The 18,516-nt window shown below is 64.5% G+C and carries 18 protein-coding genes; 12 read left to right on the top strand and 6 right to left on the bottom strand.

Translation table 11 applies throughout. The annotated features are described in order from the left end of the window. Nucleotides 1–166 precede the first annotated feature (166 nt). The 7 genes from ACQI5H_RS22780 to ACQI5H_RS22750 all read left to right on the top strand — a co-directional run bounded on the left by ACQI5H_RS22780 (nucleotide 167) and on the right by ACQI5H_RS22750 (nucleotide 7,363). Nucleotides 167–526: a hypothetical protein gene (locus tag ACQI5H_RS22780; protein ID WP_427081555.1), complete on the top strand. Its 360-nt coding sequence runs from the start codon at nucleotides 167–169 to the stop codon at nucleotides 524–526. Nucleotides 527–742: 216 nt separating this feature from the next. After that, the gene (locus tag ACQI5H_RS22775) at nucleotides 743–1,660 is read left to right on the top strand and encodes a hypothetical protein (protein ID WP_427081554.1); all 918 of its coding nucleotides are present in this window, start codon (nucleotides 743–745) and stop codon (nucleotides 1,658–1,660) included. A gap of 821 nt (nucleotides 1,661–2,481) precedes the next feature. Then, entirely contained in the window at nucleotides 2,482–3,633 is a 1,152-nt protein-coding gene (locus tag ACQI5H_RS22770; RefSeq protein ID WP_427081572.1) for an IS110 family transposase, read from the top strand. A 340-nt stretch (nucleotides 3,634–3,973) separates the two neighbouring features. Continuing rightward, the gene (locus ACQI5H_RS22765; RefSeq protein WP_427081553.1) at nucleotides 3,974–5,152 is read left to right on the top strand and encodes a hypothetical protein; all 1,179 of its coding nucleotides are present in this window, start codon (nucleotides 3,974–3,976) and stop codon (nucleotides 5,150–5,152) included. Between the two features lie 271 nt (nucleotides 5,153–5,423). Continuing rightward, entirely contained in the window at nucleotides 5,424–5,819 is a 396-nt protein-coding gene (locus ACQI5H_RS22760) for an XRE family transcriptional regulator (protein WP_427081552.1), read from the top strand. Beyond that, nucleotides 5,816–6,472 (top strand): RES family NAD+ phosphorylase, encoded by a 657-nt coding sequence (locus ACQI5H_RS22755; protein ID WP_427081551.1) that lies wholly within the window; start codon nucleotides 5,816–5,818, stop codon nucleotides 6,470–6,472. The genes ACQI5H_RS22760 and ACQI5H_RS22755 overlap by 4 nt, the downstream gene beginning before the upstream one ends. Before the next feature lie 486 nt (nucleotides 6,473–6,958). Further along, complete coding sequence (locus ACQI5H_RS22750) at nucleotides 6,959–7,363, top strand: hypothetical protein (protein ID WP_427081550.1); 405 nt, start codon at nucleotides 6,959–6,961, stop codon at nucleotides 7,361–7,363. 169 nt (nucleotides 7,364–7,532) lie between these two features. Here ACQI5H_RS22750 and ACQI5H_RS22745 read toward each other — a convergent pair whose 3' ends face one another. Beyond that, a complete protein-coding gene (locus ACQI5H_RS22745; protein WP_427081549.1) occupies nucleotides 7,533–7,694 on the bottom strand; it encodes a hypothetical protein in 162 nt (53 codons plus the stop codon). A 188-nt stretch (nucleotides 7,695–7,882) separates the two neighbouring features. Between ACQI5H_RS22745 and ACQI5H_RS22740 the strand changes: the two genes are divergently transcribed. Next, complete coding sequence (locus ACQI5H_RS22740; RefSeq protein WP_427081548.1) at nucleotides 7,883–8,320, top strand: hypothetical protein; 438 nt, start codon at nucleotides 7,883–7,885, stop codon at nucleotides 8,318–8,320. 133 nt (nucleotides 8,321–8,453) lie between these two features. On the opposite strand, the gene ACQI5H_RS22735 is transcribed toward ACQI5H_RS22740, so the two are convergent. Then, nucleotides 8,454–9,296 carry a ParB/RepB/Spo0J family partition protein gene (locus tag ACQI5H_RS22735; protein ID WP_427081547.1) on the bottom strand — a complete coding sequence of 281 codons (843 nt, stop codon included), beginning with the start codon at nucleotides 9,294–9,296 and terminating at the stop codon, nucleotides 8,454–8,456. Beyond that, a complete protein-coding gene (locus tag ACQI5H_RS22730) occupies nucleotides 9,296–10,009 on the bottom strand; it encodes a ParA family protein (RefSeq protein ID WP_427081546.1) in 714 nt (237 codons plus the stop codon). Before ACQI5H_RS22730 ends, ACQI5H_RS22735 begins: the two co-directional genes overlap by 1 nt. 488 nt (nucleotides 10,010–10,497) lie before the next feature. Between ACQI5H_RS22730 and ACQI5H_RS22725 the strand changes: the two genes are divergently transcribed. The 3 genes from ACQI5H_RS22725 (at nucleotide 10,498) to ACQI5H_RS22715 (ending at nucleotide 13,609) form a co-directional block, all read left to right on the top strand. After that, complete coding sequence (locus ACQI5H_RS22725; RefSeq protein ID WP_427081545.1) at nucleotides 10,498–11,265, top strand: hypothetical protein; 768 nt, start codon at nucleotides 10,498–10,500, stop codon at nucleotides 11,263–11,265. A 1,047-nt stretch (nucleotides 11,266–12,312) separates the two neighbouring features. Next, nucleotides 12,313–13,230, top strand: coding sequence for a ParA family protein (locus tag ACQI5H_RS22720; RefSeq protein WP_427081544.1), 918 nt, complete (start codon nucleotides 12,313–12,315; stop codon nucleotides 13,228–13,230). A gap of 181 nt (nucleotides 13,231–13,411) precedes the next feature. Beyond that, entirely contained in the window at nucleotides 13,412–13,609 is a 198-nt protein-coding gene (locus ACQI5H_RS22715; RefSeq protein ID WP_427081543.1) for a hypothetical protein, read from the top strand. Here the strand turns inward: ACQI5H_RS22715 and ACQI5H_RS22710 are convergent. Beyond that, nucleotides 13,606–14,271 carry a WhiB family transcriptional regulator gene (locus ACQI5H_RS22710; RefSeq protein ID WP_427081571.1) on the bottom strand — a complete coding sequence of 222 codons (666 nt, stop codon included), beginning with the start codon at nucleotides 14,269–14,271 and terminating at the stop codon, nucleotides 13,606–13,608. The genes ACQI5H_RS22715 and ACQI5H_RS22710 overlap by 4 nt on opposite strands. Before the next feature lie 26 nt (nucleotides 14,272–14,297). After that, complete coding sequence (locus ACQI5H_RS22705; protein ID WP_427081542.1) at nucleotides 14,298–15,374, bottom strand: helix-turn-helix domain-containing protein; 1,077 nt, start codon at nucleotides 15,372–15,374, stop codon at nucleotides 14,298–14,300. Nucleotides 15,375–16,188: 814 nt separating this feature from the next. Between ACQI5H_RS22705 and ACQI5H_RS22700 the strand changes: the two genes are divergently transcribed. Then, nucleotides 16,189–16,782, top strand: a complete 594-nt coding sequence (locus tag ACQI5H_RS22700) for a DUF2637 domain-containing protein (RefSeq protein ID WP_427081541.1) — start codon at nucleotides 16,189–16,191, stop codon at nucleotides 16,780–16,782. Nucleotides 16,783–16,878: 96 nt separating this feature from the next. Here the strand turns inward: ACQI5H_RS22700 and ACQI5H_RS22695 are convergent, their stop codons facing one another. Beyond that, a complete protein-coding gene (locus ACQI5H_RS22695) occupies nucleotides 16,879–18,453 on the bottom strand; it encodes a hypothetical protein (protein WP_427081540.1) in 1,575 nt (524 codons plus the stop codon). Nucleotides 18,454–18,516: the final 63 nt, after the last annotated feature.

Here is an 18,516-nt window from a genome sequence, read left to right as displayed (position 1 = left end):
GGTTGGGCGCGGCGTGATCAGCAGTTAGTTTGGTCGCGTGGTCGCCAACAGGCTCCGTAGACATAGGGTTGCTCGACGGTTGCTGGCGCTGTTGTGCGTGGCGGCGGCCACAGGTGGTTTGGTCGTCGCGTGGCGCATCGATGAGCGGGCTCAACCGTGTTGGAGGGTGCGGCAATTCATCGAGTTCAACCGCAACACGCAGGCCTCGCTGAAGGCAAAGACGCGATTCGCGCCGCCGGGCTCCTACGGACAAGACTCCGTACCGACTGCCGCCGACTACCAGGCATGGCTCGACGGCCTGCAGCAGCGCGCCAACGAGGTGACTGCACCTGAGCTGTCGGCACACGCACAACGAGCCGCGGCGCTGGCGCGGGAATTCATGAAAGATGCCAACCAGATGAACGACGAGCTGGGCAAACAGGATCCGCTGAACCCGCGACTGCCGCCAACGGCGAAGGCGGCGGCCCAGGTTAACCACGAGTTCGGCGACGAGATGGCCACCCTGGCGCGCGCCTGCCCCACCTGAGCGCCCGGCAGCCACTCGCGCCTCGTATTGCCCGCGAGTGAGCATGTGACGTGCGAAGGGGTCTACGCTGCCACTCCCCAGCCTCCGCTGGGTGCGAGTGCGGGCTCGATGAAGCAAGGAGCTCTGCCCCTCGCCGATAATGGCGATATGGTGACGGGCAATTCGATTAGCGCCGCGCTAAGGCTGATCATTTGGCGCCGGATGTGGCGGTTCTGCATGCCGGCCGTGGCGTGTTTGGTGGCGGCGGCGAGCGCGTGCGCCGCTCCGGATCGCGGTGCCGAGGCCCGCCACCTTCAGGCCGAAATAGCGAAAATGCCCGGGGTCGACAGCGTTGATCCCGGCTATATCAACGATTTCGAGAACGGCGCCGAACTGAAATTGGTGGTGACGATGCCCAAGGCGAGCGAGGAGCAGATCGCTGCCGTCGCCTCGCGCATCACAAGTATCAAGGACGGCCATTTCGACGGCTACCGCCAGTCCTGTGACTTCGTCGTCGGCGATGAACTGGAGGTGAAACGCGGCGCGCAGCTCGACCCCGCCCAGATCGTCGACGACACACACCGCTTGCGGGAACTCAGAACCCGCGTCCCGCAGTCGGCCATCCAATGGTCACGTGAGGGCACTAGTGCGCGGCTTGACGTATGGGATGTCGAACACACCAGCGACGTGTTGACCGCAGTATTGGCGGCGGTCAAGCCCGAAGCGATGACGGTCTATGTCCGTTCCGCCGAGCCGACGAAGTACCCCACATGGGAAGTCGGTGTTCCAATCAGCGGCCAGCAGCGCGCAACGATCGATACTTTGCTATCGCGGCTGGCTTTGCCGGTCTATTACGTTCGCATCGACAACGCGAGGATCACCGCCCTGTCGGTATACATCACCGACACTGCCAGGGCATACGGCGACCTCAAATCAGTCATCTCCGACGTGGCGCCCACCAAACAGCACCCGTTGCAACTGGAGTGGACCCGCATGGTAGAGCCCGACAATTTTCACCAGTTCACCGGTTCGCTGAAGGTGCCAAGCTGCACCCGAGGAGAGGGCGCGCCGAAAACCCAAGCCCCTCAGGGCTATCAGATCGTGGAAGCGGCCGCACTTCAGCGGCGACTGGAAAGTGACTTCAACGACTGCTGATAATTCCCCTCCCCCAAGTCTCTGGTTGTTTCGGCTCAGAAGGTCCAGTTGCCAGGCCGTCCGAAGGATCTAATGCTGCGCCAGGCTGACATCAGCGCCGTGCATGCACGGTGCGCCGAAACCCATGCGGCCGCCATGACGCGTGCACCGAAGGCTCCCCCGCCGACCCTCGGGGGTTCCGAGATTCACCTACTGGCGCAGTAATTCTCGATTCCTTCTCAGCGGACTTGACGATCGCTCGCATGGTGATTCACCTGATCGATTGACCGGTGTCACCGCGATCCGCAATTCCGGTCTACACCCACGACCGGCGGATCTCTTTTCTTGCCTGATACCGGCTGCCCATTAGATTCGCTAAGCGTTCAAGGACACCACCAACGTGACACTTCGAGGCCGGGCTCGTCCCCCTCGAGAAATCCCTCCCCATCGCTGCCAGCTGACGCCGATGATGTGCACCTACCGGCGATACGATGGGTGCGGTTCCATTCGTCGCGCGTGGGGCTAAGAGGCAGTTTGCCGCCTTCAAATGCGTGCTACAGGCCGTACTGCCAGCGCTCGGCGGGCGGGACCGACCGGCGAGAATAGAGACAGTCACACCGCTGGTTCGGGCGATCACCGTTGCAGCTGCATCGGTCCCACGCCCAGCACTTCGGGTCTGGCTAGCACAATGATGATGTCGCTTCGGCTGGCCTCATGGATTCATGTCGACCCGGCGTGCGACCGATCCGTTGCCGCGTCGCAACGATGGCACGCCAGCATCTTGCGTCTCCGCTCCGCGCCGGTCGATTACTGCAGGGGATCCAAGGAAAGGACCGGCTCTCATGATTGTGATCGGAGTCGACGCGCACAAAGCCACCCACACGCTAGTCGGCGTCGATGGTGGTGGCCGCCCATTGGGCGAGCTCACGGTGCCGGCCACCAGCGCCGGGCACATCAAGGCGCTGGACTGGGCTCGTAGCGCGTTCGGGCGCGATCTGGTGTGGGGTATCGAGGATTGCCGTCAGCTGTCGTCGCGGCTGGAACGGGATCTGCTCGATGCGGGTCAGCGGGTGGTGCGTGTGCCAACGAAGTTGATGGCGCGAACGCGCGCGTCGGCGCGGACCTGGGGCAAGTCGGATCCTATTGATGCGCTGGCGGTGGCGCGGGCGGTATTGCGAGAACCCGACCTGCCGGTGGCCAGCCACGATGGGGCTTCACGTGAGTTCAAGCTGTTGGTGGATCGCCGAGACGTCTTGGTTGTAACTCGCAATGCCGTGATCAACCGCCTGTTGTGGCGCATACATGAGCTCGACCCGTCCCATGCGCCAAAGCCCTTATCGTTGAAGTGGGTCAAAAACCAAGAGGCACTGCGTATCTGGCTAGCTACCCAGCCGGGATTGGTGGCCGAGATGGCGCGCGACGAACTGGCCGACATCGTGGCGCTGAGCAAGCAGATCAATGCGGTAGAAAAGCGCATCATCGAGCGCGTGCGAGCAGCGGGCCCGTCGGTGCTGAATGTTGTCGGGTGCGCCGAGCTGACGGCAGCCAAACTCATCGGAGAGACCGCTGGCGTGTCGCGGTTTCGCAGCGAAGCCGCGTTTGCCCGCCATGCCGGTGTCGCCCCTATCCCGCATTGGTCAGGAACAAAAAGCGTGCACCTGAAGGCTTTTCGGTCTGGAAATCGGCAGCTAAATGTCGCTCTCTATCGCATCGCAATGAACCAGATCAAAAGCGGCGGCCCTGCCGAAGGCTACTACCGCAAACGGCGCGAGGGCGGTGACTCGCATGCCGAGGCCCTGCGCCGCATCGAACGCCGCATTGCCCGCAGCGTTTTCCGACACCTCCGTACCGACCTCACCGATGGCAACCTCACCTCGAAAAGTGTCGGATCGTTCCTTGAGCCAGAACACGTCCCGCTGGTCGTAGCGGCCGAGGTGAAGACCCGTTGTAGTCCACGAAAGGTCGACGCCGCCGGCGGCTCGCCGCGGTCGTGAACGCCGACGATGCGGGGATGCCACCACCGCAGCGGGGTGTCGAATTGGCGCTCTACTCAACACATGTCGAATGCGGTGTTTCGGATAGCGAGAGGGGCCAAGGCTCAGGCCCTGGCCCCTACCCCCCACCGGGAACGTACCACCGGGCACTACGGCCGCGGGCCGAAATTGACGCAGGAAACAAAAACGAAACCGCGTGGTGGCAGCCGCGGTCATCGCTGGCGGCGCCCGGCTTCCCCGCGCTCCCCGCCGTTCGTCCGGGCTAAGCCGCGGATGGGGTATGCAACTTGCCGAGGCCTGGCTGTCGCATAACGGACGGGGCTCCAGCTAATTTTGGCGGGTGAGTGTTGCGGCGTTTGTTGCTGGGGTTGATCGGGTATTGACGCGTGCGCATGAGTTGTATCCGTCGGCAAGTGGGGGCGTGGAGCTGCCGATGTCGGCGGCGGGTTCGGTGTCCGGCTCGCCCAGGGGGGCCAGTGGGTTGCAGACCGGTGTGATCGGTGCCGCGGGCTCGTATCAGCAGGCGCAGACCGGTGCGGCGGGTTTGGATGAGGAGTTGGCGCAGACCACCGCCCAGGGCGCGGTGATTGGTGAGCAGGGCCGGATCGCGTCGGGGTTGATTCGTGATCAGGCCCGCACCGCGGCGGCCTCGCTGATGCCGATGAGCCGATCGCCAGCGGGAGCGCAGCTGCTGGTGGCCGCGATGGATCAGCACCTTTCGGCGATGCAGGGCCAGCTGCAGTCGACCAAAACCCAATACCAAGCCGTCACCGCGGGACTGCAGCACGTGGCCGCGGGCTATCAGACCCTCTCGGGTGGGGCCAAGGACTCCCCGCCGGCGATACCGCTCGATACGCCCGGCCAGCCGAAGCCCGGCGACCCGACGCCGCCGGTGCCGCCCACGGCCGTAGACCCCCGAAATCCGTTTGTCGGCGATCCCCGATTCGGGTACTGGACGGATTATGTGCCGCCTCCCTATACCGGCGCCACGCCGCCACCCCCTCGCCCGCAGCACGTGCCGTTCGACGGCCCGGAGGGCGGTCCGACCGGCTTTTACACGCCGGGCCAGACCTGGATCGACGACGATGCGGCCCCGTTCGCCGCATACCAAGAGCAGTACAAGTTCCGCATTGCCGGTGAGGATCTGACCTCCTACACCCGTATCGGACCGACGGGGCAGATGGAGCGCTGGGTGGCGTACACCTACGAGGCCAGGCAGTTCCAGAACATCGCCCTCAATGGGGATATCTGGGTCAAGACCCCGGCGGACCCAGCGCAGGGAACCCTAGGCGGTGTGACGACCGGAGGTATCGGAGGACTGACGTTGCCACCCAAGATTGGGTCTTGGGCGCCGATCACTCCTTTTCAGATCGCTACGTTGTCGGCGGCGAACCCGAGTGTGCATTACTACATGCCCGACTTGTGTGGAACGCAATTCGCGTTTGTCGACGGGGTGCCGACGGGCGGCAATGCGCCACCGCCGGTCACGCCGAGCATGATTGCTGCTCCGCCCAGCTGATGCGTTGCTGATCGCAGGCGCGCCGAATCGCGGGTTTCTTAGGCGTCGTTGTCGAGGGCCCCGGCGTTGTCGCGCCGCAGTTGTTCGACAAGCGGCGCAGCGCCCTGCGCTTGCGGGGGTCCTATTTCGCCTTGGGCGACCCTTGATGCTTGCGACGAGGCCTACCGTCAAGCGGTGTACGTATGCTGGGGCGTCAGACGGTGTAGTTTAACCGGAGGTTTATGGTATGGTTTTAATGGATCTTTGAGGTTGTACGGGATGGAGGTGCGGGATGGCGGTTTTGACCCCGTCGGCGGCGCACAGGCTTGATATCGACGCGGCCTCGATGCCGATGCGTGAGATCGCTACGTATTTGCAGGACACGGTCGGTCAGCGCGTCGCGGCGGCGATCGCTGGCTTGGCCGATGCTAAGCAGATAGGCCGCTATAGCCGCGAGGACGGCCCGCAACCGCACGCGCCGACCCAGCGTCGGTTGCGTGAGGGCTACAAGGTAGTCCGGATGCTCGTTGACGCTTATGACGACGAGACGGCTAAAGCGTGGCTGTTCGGCACGAACACGCGCCTCGACGATCAAGCGCCGATCGAGGTACTCGGTGCTGCGACCGAGACGGCAGATTTCAAAGTCGTGGTGCAAGCAGCGCGCCAGGTGGCTACTTTTCAGGTGTGAGTGGCAGCCCAGTGGACGGCCCACTGTGGCGGGTCGGATATTATCGCGCGCCCGTTGATTTCACCCCGTTGGACTTGTATGGGTTCTCGCACCGATTCGACGACGCCGATCGGCGGTTCCGAACACTGTATTTGGCCTCGCTTGAGGTGACGTGTCTACGAGAGGTGTTGGCGGATTTCCGGCCGAATCTGGCTGCGCGGCAGCGTCATATCGAGCGGTATGGGCCTGAGGCCGCCGATGATTTTCCGGTTGCTGCGGTGACGGCGAAGTGGCGCCGGGAAAATGTGCTTGTTCTGGCGAGGCTGGAGTTGGATGGACCGGTAGTCGACCTATTCGATGCTGATATCCGCCAAGAGCTTGAAGACCGCCATGCGGCGCTGTTGGTCGAGTACGGCCTGGAGCATCTCGATCTAGGTGAAATCACGACTAAGCGGCGAAAGGTAACCCAGTCGATAGCCGGCGATCTGTACGACCGCGGCGCTGCGGGGGTGCGGTTTCCGTCGCGGTTGGACGGCAACGTCTGTGTGGCGCTGTTCGAAGGACGAGGCACTGTGGATCAGGTGGGTGACGTCGTCGCATTGACCGATCCGCCTCCTGAGGCGCTGTCGACGGTGGTGGGTGGGTGGAAGCTCAAAATGCAGGACGCGCCGTAACGCATCGGCTGCATCCGAGTACTTACTGCAGCGCCGGCGATCTTCGGCTTCCGACCGTTCAGCCAAAGGTTATTCGCGGGACGATCTGACCTGATCTATTGAATTGATCGGGAAATGCGAAGTAGCACCGTCGGGCTATTGGCTGTCACACGATCGCGGACTGCTGCGATGCGGTTGAATCCCCCGGGCCACGGTCATGCCGGTAATGCCGCTCGCTGCCGCCCCCGGGCGCGCAAGCCCGCGACTGCCTGGCTGATACGTGCGCTGTTAGCAAGACCGCCGAGTCGGCGGTTTCATCCAGATGGCGCTGAGCACCTGCGCTCAGACACGCGGTGCGCAGCGTGGTCGACGTCGAGGATCAGGGGCAAGCCCCGTTGGATGTTGGAGGGCCAGCGCACAACGGGAGGCCAATGCCGACATCGACGTGTTGGCGCCTTGCCGCAGCACTAAGTCGTGCGTCTGCGATCCGAGATCGCCCTGGGGGGCGTGGACTTGGGATCGCAGCGATCGGCGTTTTTGCTGAACTGTGGCAAAACGAAGATGATTAGACGGGTGGAGATCGACTTCGGCGAGGCGTGGGATTTTCTCGATGACGCGGGCAGGCCACGACACTTGCGCTTTCGGCGCAATTGGGCACCGCCGGGAGATGCACGTGTCTTCGCCGAGACCGGTCAGCTCGTTGCCGTCATCGGCGATGTCGGACGCTCAGATAATTTTGATGAGCTTGCCATCAGTGGGCCGAACGTGTCGTATGCCGCCATCCAGGCCGCGCTTGATGGCTGGCAGGAGTGGGCCATGGTGCTTGATGCCGGCGATTACTGCTGGATCAGCCTTGCCCAGATTCAGCGCCGAGTGAATCAAGCCGGCTTGGGCCCCCACCCGCCGGATTAGGTTGGTGCTGATCGCGTGGCCTCGGGCAGAGCCTGGTCGCCGCCGACGGCTACCGCAGATCCGAACCGAGCGGCCTGGTCACGAGAGACGGCGAATCCTGGTCGTGTGAGAGAACACTTTCTTGTCGACCGTAGGGTCGCTTAGCGTCAGCGACCGGGGGCTTCGCGGCTCAGGAAGCCTGGGATACCAGGGTGCGCAGACTCATTTCGCGCATCATGTGCGGCAGGCTGACGCCTTGCCGGGTGGCTTCTTGTTGAAGTGCTTCCAAGTCCTCTTCGGTGAAGCGCACCAGGACTTTGCCCGTCAGCTTTCGCTGCTCGCTGTTGCTCACGTTTTCCTCCGGCACCTCGGGGGTGTCACCCTCACCTCGTCGCGATGCTGTTAGTTTACGACATCTATGTCCTTAAATAGCAGCTTCGACGCGCACAGAACGTCGCGATGTCGCTATGATGGTCTTAATTAGCAGCATGTTGTCGTTACTGGGAGCAGGGTGAGCCTCGCGGCCGGGGCGACCCGACGATGACTCAGCCAAGGCGGCCGCCGCCGGGTGTGGAGACCACACCCGGCGGTTCGATTGTGCCGTTGTCGCAGGCGGCAAAGCGGCTGGGCAAGGATCCGCGCACCATCATCCGGGCCATCAAGGCCGGTGAGATCCGCGGTGGAGCCATGCCGCGACCGGAACGCTTGCGGTGGTATGTCTATGCCGACGAGCTTCCGTCGCCGGGCGGTGCCGCTGCTCCCCCACCGCCGACCGAGGTCGATGAGCTTCGCGCACAGGTGGTTTCGTTGACCGAGGCCAACCGGCTACTGATCGCGTCTCAGCAGGATCTGCTCGAGGCCGACCGGTCAACGAACGAGGCCGCAGACAAGTACCGTGCGGTGGCGCACCGGTATTTGGATGCGTTAGCGCAGTTTATGACGCCTGGCCATCTGGGTGAGCTGACCGAGCTGCTGTAGACCAGCGCTGCAGTCGATTCCATAGGATGCCCGAGAACCGAATGAAGGGCCGAATGTAGTTGTGCCGTCAGGAATTCGACTGCCCTATTCTCCGGCTCTCAAATCGTAACGTGACGGCGTCGCGGATGGTTTCTTAGACCGCGGCGGGTGCCTCGGCGAGCACGGCCAGCAGTGTCTTCACCCCGTCGGGGCCCAGATGGGTGCGCAGTGCGTCGGCCAGGAGCTGCGGCTTGGAGCTGAATTCGTTTAGTGCCGCGGAGATGATCCGCGACGGACTCGGTAGCCGTTGGTCGGCGGCGCCGTTATGCCGGGCATCGTCGTTCTTCTTATCTTGGGCCGCGCGCCACCGCACGACCTGCTGCTCGTAGGGCACGCGAGCCAAGGAGCGGGCTTCCCGGATGGCCAGTTCGCCTCTGCGCAACGCGGTTTGCAGTTCGGGCACGAGATCTAACAACGCGCGTCGTTGGGAGACCCAGCCTTGGGTCTTGCGGAGCCGCTCGGCCGCCACTGTCGCGCTGCCGCATTCGGTGACCAGCGACTCCACCGCTTTGGCCTCTTCGATCACGTCGAAGTCTTGTCGATCGACGTTTTCGGCGATGGAGGCCGAGATGAGCGTGACTCGGTCGCGGGCGATCTCATCGTTGACGACGACGGCTAGGTCACTGCGTCCGTACTTGTGGGCGGCGGCCAGGCGGCGGCATCCGTTGATGACAACGAAGCGGGTCGGGACCGAATCGTCGGGGTACAGCGCGAGATAGGCGCCCTTGCTCACCACGACCGCGGGCTGTAGCTGCATGTCGACGATGGATTCGAGTTCGGATAGATCCCCGAGATCGTCGCGCGGGTTTCGCGGATTGGGGGTCAGCTCCGTCAACGGCAGGGTTCGGCTGGGCATCGCGGTGATCTGTTCAACCGGTGAGTGGTCGCCGACCGAGTTAGCCAGGCTGGCGAGGTTGGTTCGCTGTCCGCGGGCCATCAGCGCCCCCCTCCGACGTTGAGTTCGAGGGCGAATTTGTAGAAGTCCTCGCGGGCCTGCAATGCCACCCGGTTGAGCGGATACTCGGTGACGACCAGTCCATCCGCGCTGGCCCGTGCGTGCAGTTTGTAGTGGCGAATCACGGTGTGGGCCAGCGGCCATCGGTTAGCCTTGACGAACTCCTTGGTCTCGTCGAGGTCGTGACTGCCGTCGCGCGCGTCCCAATTGTTGATGACCACGGTGTACGGAATTGCGCGGGGCTGGACCACTTTGGTGATGGTGCGCGCGGTCGGGTCGAAGCTCAGCGGCTCGGTTTCAATCGGGACGATGACGCGGTCGGCGACGTCGAGAACGACCCGCAAGGCGTCGGCGGCGGGCCCGCGGCCCAATGGGTCGGAGGTGTCGTCGCCCGCGTCGAGGTCGATCCAGCCTGGGGTGTCGACATACACGTGGGAGATGCCGTCGAGTTCGCCGAGGCGTTTGAGCCCATCGAGGTCGTCGTGGGCCTGCACGATGTGGAATGGGAGATCGTCGAGGCGCGCGGCCCACCACACCGCGGATCCCTGCGGGTCGATGGAGACCGCAGCGACTGGTGAGCTCGCGTCCGGATCGTCATCGTGGTTGAGGACGTCGGCGGTCACGGCGGCCAGATTGACCGCGATGGTGCTTTTGCCGACGCCGCCCTTTTGATTGAGAACGACGTGAACAGCCATCAAAGGCCTTTCCGTATGCTTCCCCCGCTCGGCGGAGTACTTCGGATGAGACAGCCGCAGTCTACGGTGCGATTTGGGGGCTGTCGCCTCGACACGCGCGGCCGACAGCGTCACTGCTCGGGGCATCGGCTGTTAGGCAAATCAGTTATTGCGGTCACGCACGAGGTGTGCGCGGTGAAAGTGCTGTTCGGAGGCGGATATTCGGCAATTTCGACTTTACCGCGGTTAAGTGGCTAACTGGTCCTGCCGGCGGCGGTCCAGGGCAGCACGAACGAAGATCTGTAAAAGGTCGGCTCAACGGCGTTGTCCCGCAGCGAAAATCGCCTGACCTGTCTATGGTTTGTTGTCGGCCCAACGCTGGGGTGGGCGAATCGCCGGGATGGATGCCTATGACATCCGGTGGAGGCGGCCTGAATCGGCTTGTGGGTCAAGGGAATGCCGACGTGTCGTTGTGAGCGCCGCCTATCCGTCAGTGAAATACTGATGGGGTGGCTGCCCGACCCAATGTCCATCGATCCGAGGTGGGGTTGGCCCTGGTCAGGATCGCACGGCGACGCGCGAAAGTCGACGACCCCGACCGCGAGAAATTGCCGGACTCACCGGAGTCGGATCCTCGGGATGTGTTGGACTATCTGCGCAAATACAGTGGGTCCAACATTCCACGTTGGGTGCTGCAAGCCGACGTGTGCGATGCGTTGACATTGAACAATTGGCTGTGGTGGGAGGATCGGCGCCGGGAACTTCACTTTCTGAAGGCCGGGCGCGATCGTGGCCTTTTTCTGTCCCAGCTCGGCTCCCAAGTGGGCGTGGGCAAGCAGGGCGTGCTCGATCGCATTGACCGGCTCGAGGCGTTGCTGCGCTATGACCGGCCGGACGAGAAGATCGTTCGTGCGGCGCGCCGCGCCGAGCGTGAGCAGCGCGAGCGGTTGCCGGTCGTGGAGGCGTGGCTCGCCGCTCGACGCGACGATCTGCGTGCGGTGATCGTCGGTCTGGTGGACCAGGCCGATCGTTTTGATGTCGAGGAGCGCGAGTGGGTCGATGAGCTGGAGATCGACGGGCGTGACGATCACCTGTCCGCCGCGACGATGGTGATCCTGGGCCTAGCGGCATCCGAGGTCCGGACAGCACCGGCGGTGCTGGCTCTGGATAGCGCCCGGCCCTATGCCGTGCACAGCGTGTTGGCCCGCGCCGATGGCCTGCGTAGTCAATTCGCGGAATTGGGCGGCCAGACTCAGCGGCGCGCCGCGTCGGCGTAAGAGGGGTGGACCCACGGGTTGGAACGTCGAGACCGGCGCCCCCGTCGCCCATAAGTGGCCGCATCGCCGCCGCGCTAAGCGCCCCGACCGTGCGGCGGCCGAGCGAACACTGAGATTCGCGCGTTGCCGGCGATGATGGCCCGCAAGAAGGGATATCGCCGAGAAATTCGAGGGTCCGACTTTACCGCGGTAAAGTTCGAAGCCGTCGGGGCTTGGCCGATCGGCACTCACGCATGCGCGTCTGTCCCCGACTGCTGGCGCCAGAAGGCGACGCGATCGGTTGGGGTCTGCTTTGAGGTCGGGATCTGTGCACGACACTCGCTGAATTCAGCCCGCCTCACCGGCGGGTGCACCGCGGACGCCGAGCCCGCCGGCTCGCACATCGGAATGCCCACTGCCACACTGCACCTAGTCGCCGCCCCCCGTCGTGCTTGTTCGTTGTGGGGACCGACACCATCATCCCACGTGACATTTTCGTCACTGTGATGCTGTGTGGCCCTCTGGCGATCGCCACCTCACCGAACGTCTGCTCGCGTACGGCAGGTGATCACCGCGCGCAGCCCCGCGCTGGTTTTCGACGAGTCGGCACGCTGGCATCTGCGGCTGACCGGGTGATCTGGTCCGCGCATCACGGGCCTATCAGATCATCGGATCGCGGCGATATCGCGTGATGTCGTGACGCAGTCACGTGCTCACCGGGTTGCGCAGCAACGGGGTCGCCGAGCGACTCGATCACCGCGTCGCCTTGTCGCGGGGCGACGACGTGATTTGCTCACCAGGTCACCCCGTCACCGCATCACAGCGCTAGCGGGTGATGATGTCGCGCGATTACCGGGTGACTCGATCACCAGATCGCAGCGCCACCGTGTTGCGCTGCGATGTTGTCACGGTGCCACGCGGTCGCGGTGTGACGGTGGCGCGGCGTGACAGCGTGATTAGGTGTGCCGGTTGCGAAGTCGCCCGGCGATTCGATCACCACATCACGGGTCAACACCGTGACCAGATCACCGCGTCGCCGAATCACCCGGTTGCGTGATCACTTGATCGTTGGATCGCCGCATCGCGCTGTCACGGCGCGATCACATCACCGCGACACACCATTGCGGTGATACCCCAACATGGGATCGCCCTGCTGTAATGAATGTGATCAATGGTGAAGGAGTGATCGTTGTGAAAGCGGAAGTGATTGCGATCGCCAATCACAAGGGCGGGGTGGGAAAGTCCTTTACCGCGGTAAACCTGGCCGCCGGTATGGCGCGCGGCGGGTGGCGCACCCTGCTGGTGGACTGCGATCCGCAGGGCAACTCCACGTCCATGTTTGATCCCGACGACGATGTCGAGTTCGACATCTATGACCTGATCGGTGAGAGCTTGCCGATCGGCAAGGTGATCCGCAAGACGCGCCTGGACAACCTGGATTTGGTGCCCTCCACGCTGGCGGTGGCCAAGCTGGACATGGAACTGGTCACTATGCACCGGCGTGAGGAACAGCTGGCCATGGTGCTGGCGCCGGTCTATCACGACTACGACGCGATCGTGCTCGACCTTTCGCCGAATTTGGGTCAGCTGGTGATCACCGCGCTCAATGCCGCCGACTGGTTCATCGTGCCGACCGATGCCAGCAAGTGGGGCAGGCGGGGGGTCAACATGTTCCTGGAATGGTCGGCCACCTTGCGCAAGCATCAGGTGCTCTCGGCGACTTTTCTTGGGGTACTGCTGACCAAGTACGAGTCGCAGACGCTGATCAGTCGTGAGACGCTGCACGCGCTGCGCAATGACGGTCTGCCGATTTTCAACACGTCGATTCCCAAACGCACCGCCGCTGAACGGATGGTCAGCGACCAGGTGGTATTGGGCGACGAGGACGCCGATGCGGATCTGGCGCAGGCGTATGCAGGTTTCACCGTGGAAGTCATGACCCTGGTGGATGAGGGGCGACGGAATCGAGGAAAGCACCATGCCTAAAAAAGACACCGCCGCAGCCGTTTTGGGCATGTTGTCGACCGCCGGCGCCCAGACACGTCAAACCTCTGCGGTGAGCTCAGCGGCCGCCGAAACTGCGGCGCCACCGACTGTCACAGTGACAGAACACGTCGCGGCGTCGGCCTCGGTAAGTACGCTGCCTGCGCCCCCGCAGCCGATGACTGTGACTGTCCCGGAGGCACCGCGCACCTTGCGGCTGCGTCCCGCCACGGCGCAGCGGGTGCGCCAGGCGTGGCTGGAAGCAAAACGCGATGATGTGCTGCTGACCGCGCAGGATTTCGTGTCCGATCTAGTCGAGGAGGCGCTGACGCGCCGCCGCCGTCGTCCCGCCGCGCAGAATTCACCGCGGTTGAGTCGCTAAGCGCTTTGCGCGTCCTGGCCCAGTTCGGTGAGCCATCCGTCGCGGTCGAGCAGGACCCAACGCGAACCTCGCCAGTGAAAGGGTACGCACGCCGGATCGCGCCCGGCATCGACGAGGTAACCCAACCGGGCGGCTAGCTGCGGCTCGAGACACGCCACGATCTCCGCGCACACCGCGCATGCGGCGAAGAGCCGTGCGGGGGAGGGGTTTTCAGCGGGGACGTCGCCGCCGGCGCGGTTGACGACACGGTCGAGGCTGTAGCGGCAACTGTCGGTGAGAATTTCGCAGTGCCCTGAGCTGCGGGCCAGCACGGCCGCGGGAACCGATCCAGACACGGTGGCGGCCGATGGCCTGCGCAACGGCGCCGGCTCCGGCGCCGGCGCCGGAGCCGGAGGAACTTCGCTGGCGTCGGTGCTGGCGGTTTGTGGGTGAGGATCACCGGGGCCAGCGGTGTCCGCGGCGATGGCGTGCAGATACGGCGCGGCGTCGTCGTGCCGTCCGTCGATCCACACGCCCGCCCAAACTCCCCACGAGGCATGGCATTTGAGTGCCTGCTGGGCGCACCACGGCCGCACCGGACAGGCAAAGCAGTGAGTTAGTGCTCGACCGCGGCGGCGTCGGTCGAACCATCGCTCCGGGTCGTGTTGGCAGGCCAGCGTCATCGATCTGTGTGGGGGAGGAGCCTCGTTCATCGCCCACCTCCTGCCTCAGGGTTGTCGCGGCGTCGGCGCCGCGCCCGTTCTCGGATGTCTTCCAAGGCCTTTCGGGCGGCGGCGCGACCGGGGCCCGACAGCGCGGCACGGCCGGCGTCGCGGGCGTGGCGGTTGCTTTCCCGGGCGGCGAGTTGGGCGGTGATGCGTTGGCGTGCCTGAGTGAGTTCTTCTTGTTCGCGCGCCACATCGTAGGCCGACGGGCGCTGGCTCAGATCACCGTGTGCGGCCAGCATCGCGCCGAGCAGCCCGATCGGTTTATGCGGGCTCTCGGGCAACCAGTGTCCGGTCGCCATCCAGTCTTGGATGAGGGTGTTGATATCGCGCGGGGTCCAACCGTGTCGCGCCGGGCCGGCCAAGATCCGCGCCCAGGGTGTGCCGGTGCGATAACGCCGAGCCCATGACGGGCTTTGCTGGTCAAGGACCCACATGTTTGCCAGGGCGATAGCCTGGATGTCCGGGCTTGGGCGGCGCGAAGCGGCGCCGCTACCGGCGCGTTGGCGCCGGTCGACGGTGGTAAGGACTGATTTAGGGGAGTTTTTTCGGGAGAAAAGAGACCCTCCGGGATGGGGTGACAGCGACTGGATTCGGCAGTCGTGCAGCGCCCATACCGACGCCCAGCCGCGGCCTTTGTCCCCAACGCGCCAGCTGGCAAAGCGCTCGGACCGGGTGCGCTGCCGGCCGCGCATCACTTCGGTGGCCACACCGAGTAGTCGCAGTGCGGTGGAGGCGCGCTGCACGGTGCGCACCGACAGGCCGGTCAGCTGCGCAAGTCTGTCGTTGGTGGGCCGGCAGTTGCGTCCAGTGCGGTGCTCGGCGAAGGAGGCGCGCGCCTGGGCCACCGCCACCAGCGATTTGAGGCTGATGGGGTTGTTGGGCATCAGGGGCCGGACGCGTGATTGGTAGTACTGCGCGTAGGCGGCGGGCACGGTGGATTCCGCCCACCCGCCGGCCCGGCCACTCCAGCACGGGATAGCCGACCAGGCGGCGTCGATCTCCAACACGATGCCCGGAGCACGGCCGACGCAGTGCGCGCCGGCGCGCTGTATCCACAAGGGAGCGGTCCGCGCGGTCCCTCGCCGCCGCGATAAGCGACTGCTGCCGCGGTAAGGATGGACGATGATAGGAGCGGATCCACGGGTCGCGGTAACTAGACCACGCACAGGGTGTGCGCTACCGTGGAATGCGTCTTTCATGACGATTCCCTTCGAGGTGGGGATTTTCGCGAAAGCACCAATTCGGTTCGAGTTGCAGCTCGAACCGGCCGCCCTCGGCCTTCGGGCCGGGGGTTTCGCCGTGTAGGGCGCTGTCGCAAGCTTGCTATGTAGTTGTGCGGTGGGATCGTGAGTCAGGCGGGCGAAAGCCCTCGGAGCGGTGGTCGTCCTTTCGTTCGGTCTTCCAACTGCTACGTGCCACAGGCGGATATCCGCCGGGTACTCCACAGGCGGATATCCGCCTGTGGACAGGATGCCGCATAGCGGCGCCGTTTTCGGGCTGACACGCCGCAACATCCGTCACAACAGTCACTGCCCCGGAGAGGCCGGGCCAGCGGACCGCGGGAGCTGCGCCGCCGTCCGATATATCGCGCCGTTTTCCGCGCAGGCTCACCATAAGGTGCGCCGCCTCCGTTACGCCGCACCCGCGGCCGAGAAATTTTTCGGCGATCGCGGCCAAGCCGGGGATGGGGAGAATTCCGTTGTGAACTGACGCGTAAGGCGATACCCGGCTGTAGCGTCAACGGCGATCCATGGCTAGTAGCTGAGCGGGGGAGGGAAAGCGAATGCCCCCGTGGGGCTTCCGGATTTGCGCCGGAGATCGCCGGTTGAGTCTGCCTCGTCCGTGTTGTTGCCTGTAAAAAGGAATCCGTCCGTGATCGCGCAAGACACCCGTCGCAACGGCGCTCCGACGTCCACGCAGGTCGACGGTGAGCTGCAGCCCGTCGGAGAACCGGTATCGCGGCCCGCGCGCTCACCCGCCGAGAGCAACTGGTCGCAGTCGCGGTGGGGCTGGCTTCCTCAATTCCGGTGCCGCAGCGGGCCTGCCGCGCTGTCGTGGACTGAGACCGACGAGCAGATGCGCACGCTGCATCTGGTGCGGCGCAGTCGCCGCGCGGCGGTGTGGATGACGGTGGGGATCGCCGCGGTCAGCTTCGTGTTGTCGTTTGCCTCGCTTCGGGATCTGGCGTCGGCCTCGGCGTGGCCGGGCTGGCCGTTGTGGCTGTGGCCGTTGATCATTGACGGGTTGATTTGTGTTGGCGACGCTGGCAATTGTTTCGTTGGCGCCCTACCGCGATCAGTTCTGGAACTGGGTGTTTGTGTGGGCGGTATTGGGTACGGCGGCGTTAGTCAGCGTGGGCGGCAACAGTTTTCACGCGTGGCCGTCGACGGGGCATTTGCCGCCGTGGATGCGGATGGGCTCAGCTGGGCTGGCGTGCGTTACTGGGAAACGGCGTTATCAGAGTGATCCCAATAGCCCTACGAGCGGGCAGAAATTGTGGGCCTGCTGCCCGAGCGAGGGCAGACAGTCCGGAAGTTGCTGGCGCCACTCCGTGTGGCGGGTTCATTGCTGGGGTAGCGCCACACCGTACGGATCTGGCATGCTCTCACCGGGTCGCCCATTGTCGGTCAGGGCGCCTAGTTGGCCGTCGACGAATTGCTGGGTGGGCACCCATTGGGTTGAGCCCCAAGGATTGTGGATCTCGAGATCGCCGGATCCGTCATAGTCCTCGATGACCATCTGGTGTGCCGCGGACGACGATCGCACGTCGAGTGGCACGGGTTGGCCGGCTTGCGCTGCGGCCTCGATCTTCGGCAGCGCTGCTTGGCGGTCTGCCGCGTTGTTGAGGGGTTGATACTCATAGGTGCTGCCGGTCACCGGCGTCAGTAGCTTGTTGTCGAGCGCTATCGCTCCCGTGGGTCCGATCCCAGGCGGTGCTGCGTCCTGATAAGTGATGCCCAGAAACGTCTTTGCATCATCGCCTTCGGCGGTTCGCCCATAGGCGTAGTTCTGCGTGAACAGGGTTTGCGCGCGGGCCGTGATCGCAGCCCTGCTGTCGTCGCCGGCGTTGGCCCCGCCGACTGCCGCTGGCCCTTGCCCCGTGGTTGTACCCATCATGAGCACTGGATCGGCGCGCAGCCGGGCCATCACCGTCGAGGCGGCCACACAGTCGGGGTCTTGCCCCTGGCTGAACGTGGCGGCCATGTTTTGCGCATCCACATCAGTGGTGTCCGGCAGCATTGCATAGCGGCCGTCCAAATGCTTTTGGAGCCATGCCGAGTCGTTGCCGTGTGGGTGGATGAGCGCGCCGAACGATTGGAGTTGATCGAGGTTGTAGCCGGCGCTGGCGGCTTTCCACAGGTATTCGGCCTCGGCCGGTGACGACGCGTCGGCCAGCAATTTTTCGAACGCCGCCCGATCCGCGGGCGACATGGCGTCGAGCTGTTTGGACGCCAGCATGTTCGCGGTAGGACTCGGCGCGCCGCCGCCGCCGTGGTCGTAGGCCAGTGTCACCGCGGTCAGCGCGTCGACACCGGGAACCCGGATCTGTTGGGCGCGTGCCTGTCCGGGCCAGGGGCGCAGCGCGGTTGACGCGTCGCCAGCCGCGCCGGCCGCCAACCGTGCCGCTTCCCAACGCTGGTGACATCCCGCGGCCGCGGCCTCCTTGATCGCCTGGAGGATCGACGGGTCCAGGTTGTACAGGTCCGGTTGCCCTAGTTGGGTTCTGGCGTTCTGCAGCTGCTGTTGACCGTGGGCGTCTTGGCTTTGCGCCGTGCGCAGCTGATCGGCCCAGGTCGCCAACGCCTTCGCGGCGGCTGCGAAGGCGCCCTGTGCCCTAATGGCCTGCAAGGCCAACAGACTTAGGGCCTGTGTCGCGCTTTCTGCTGCCTGGCCATGCCACGAGGCGGGCAGGCTTTTCTTGTTCACCGCCAACTCGTCGTCTATGACCTGTTGGCACAGCTGTTCGACGCGCTGGTAGGTGTCGGCTTGGGCGGCGATGACGTCGGGATCACCAGCAGGAGGTTCGACCGCTAAGGCCGTGTCGATGTCACCAACCAAAAGCAACACCGCCGGGAAAAAGTTCGGTGCCGCCTCGATCAGGTGCGACGCCGCCTCGAGCGCGTCGGCGTCACTCACTACCTGGGTCCCCCCCGCGGGCCGCCGTGGCCGACCCCTGGTGGTGGGCCCCCCTGGTCGGCG

It is taken from the genome of Mycobacterium heidelbergense (assembly GCF_050205645.1).
Lineage (GTDB): Bacteria > Actinomycetota > Actinomycetes > Mycobacteriales > Mycobacteriaceae > Mycobacterium > Mycobacterium heidelbergense_A.
This window is presented reverse-complemented; position numbering and strand designations above follow the sequence as displayed.

What these genes read in the sequence shown, in the direction of transcription:
- ACQI5H_RS22760 (WP_427081552.1), top strand. Translation starts at nt 5,424, where the DNA reads ATGGCGGTTTTGACCCCGTCGGCGGCGCACAGGCTTGATATCGACGCG.
- ACQI5H_RS22735 (WP_427081547.1), bottom strand. Translation starts at nt 9,296, where the DNA reads ATGGCCCGCGGACAGCGAACCAACCTCGCCAGCCTGGCTAACTCGGTC.
- ACQI5H_RS22710 (WP_427081571.1), bottom strand. Translation starts at nt 14,271, where the DNA reads ATGACGCTGGCCTGCCAACACGACCCGGAGCGATGGTTCGACCGACGC.
- ACQI5H_RS22770 (WP_427081572.1), top strand. Translation starts at nt 2,482, where the DNA reads ATGATTGTGATCGGAGTCGACGCGCACAAAGCCACCCACACGCTAGTC.
- ACQI5H_RS22730 (WP_427081546.1), bottom strand. Translation starts at nt 10,009, where the DNA reads ATGGCTGTTCACGTCGTTCTCAATCAAAAGGGCGGCGTCGGCAAAAGC.
- ACQI5H_RS22740 (WP_427081548.1), top strand. Translation starts at nt 7,883, where the DNA reads ATGACTCAGCCAAGGCGGCCGCCGCCGGGTGTGGAGACCACACCCGGC.
- ACQI5H_RS22775 (WP_427081554.1), top strand. Translation starts at nt 743, where the DNA reads ATGCCGGCCGTGGCGTGTTTGGTGGCGGCGGCGAGCGCGTGCGCCGCT.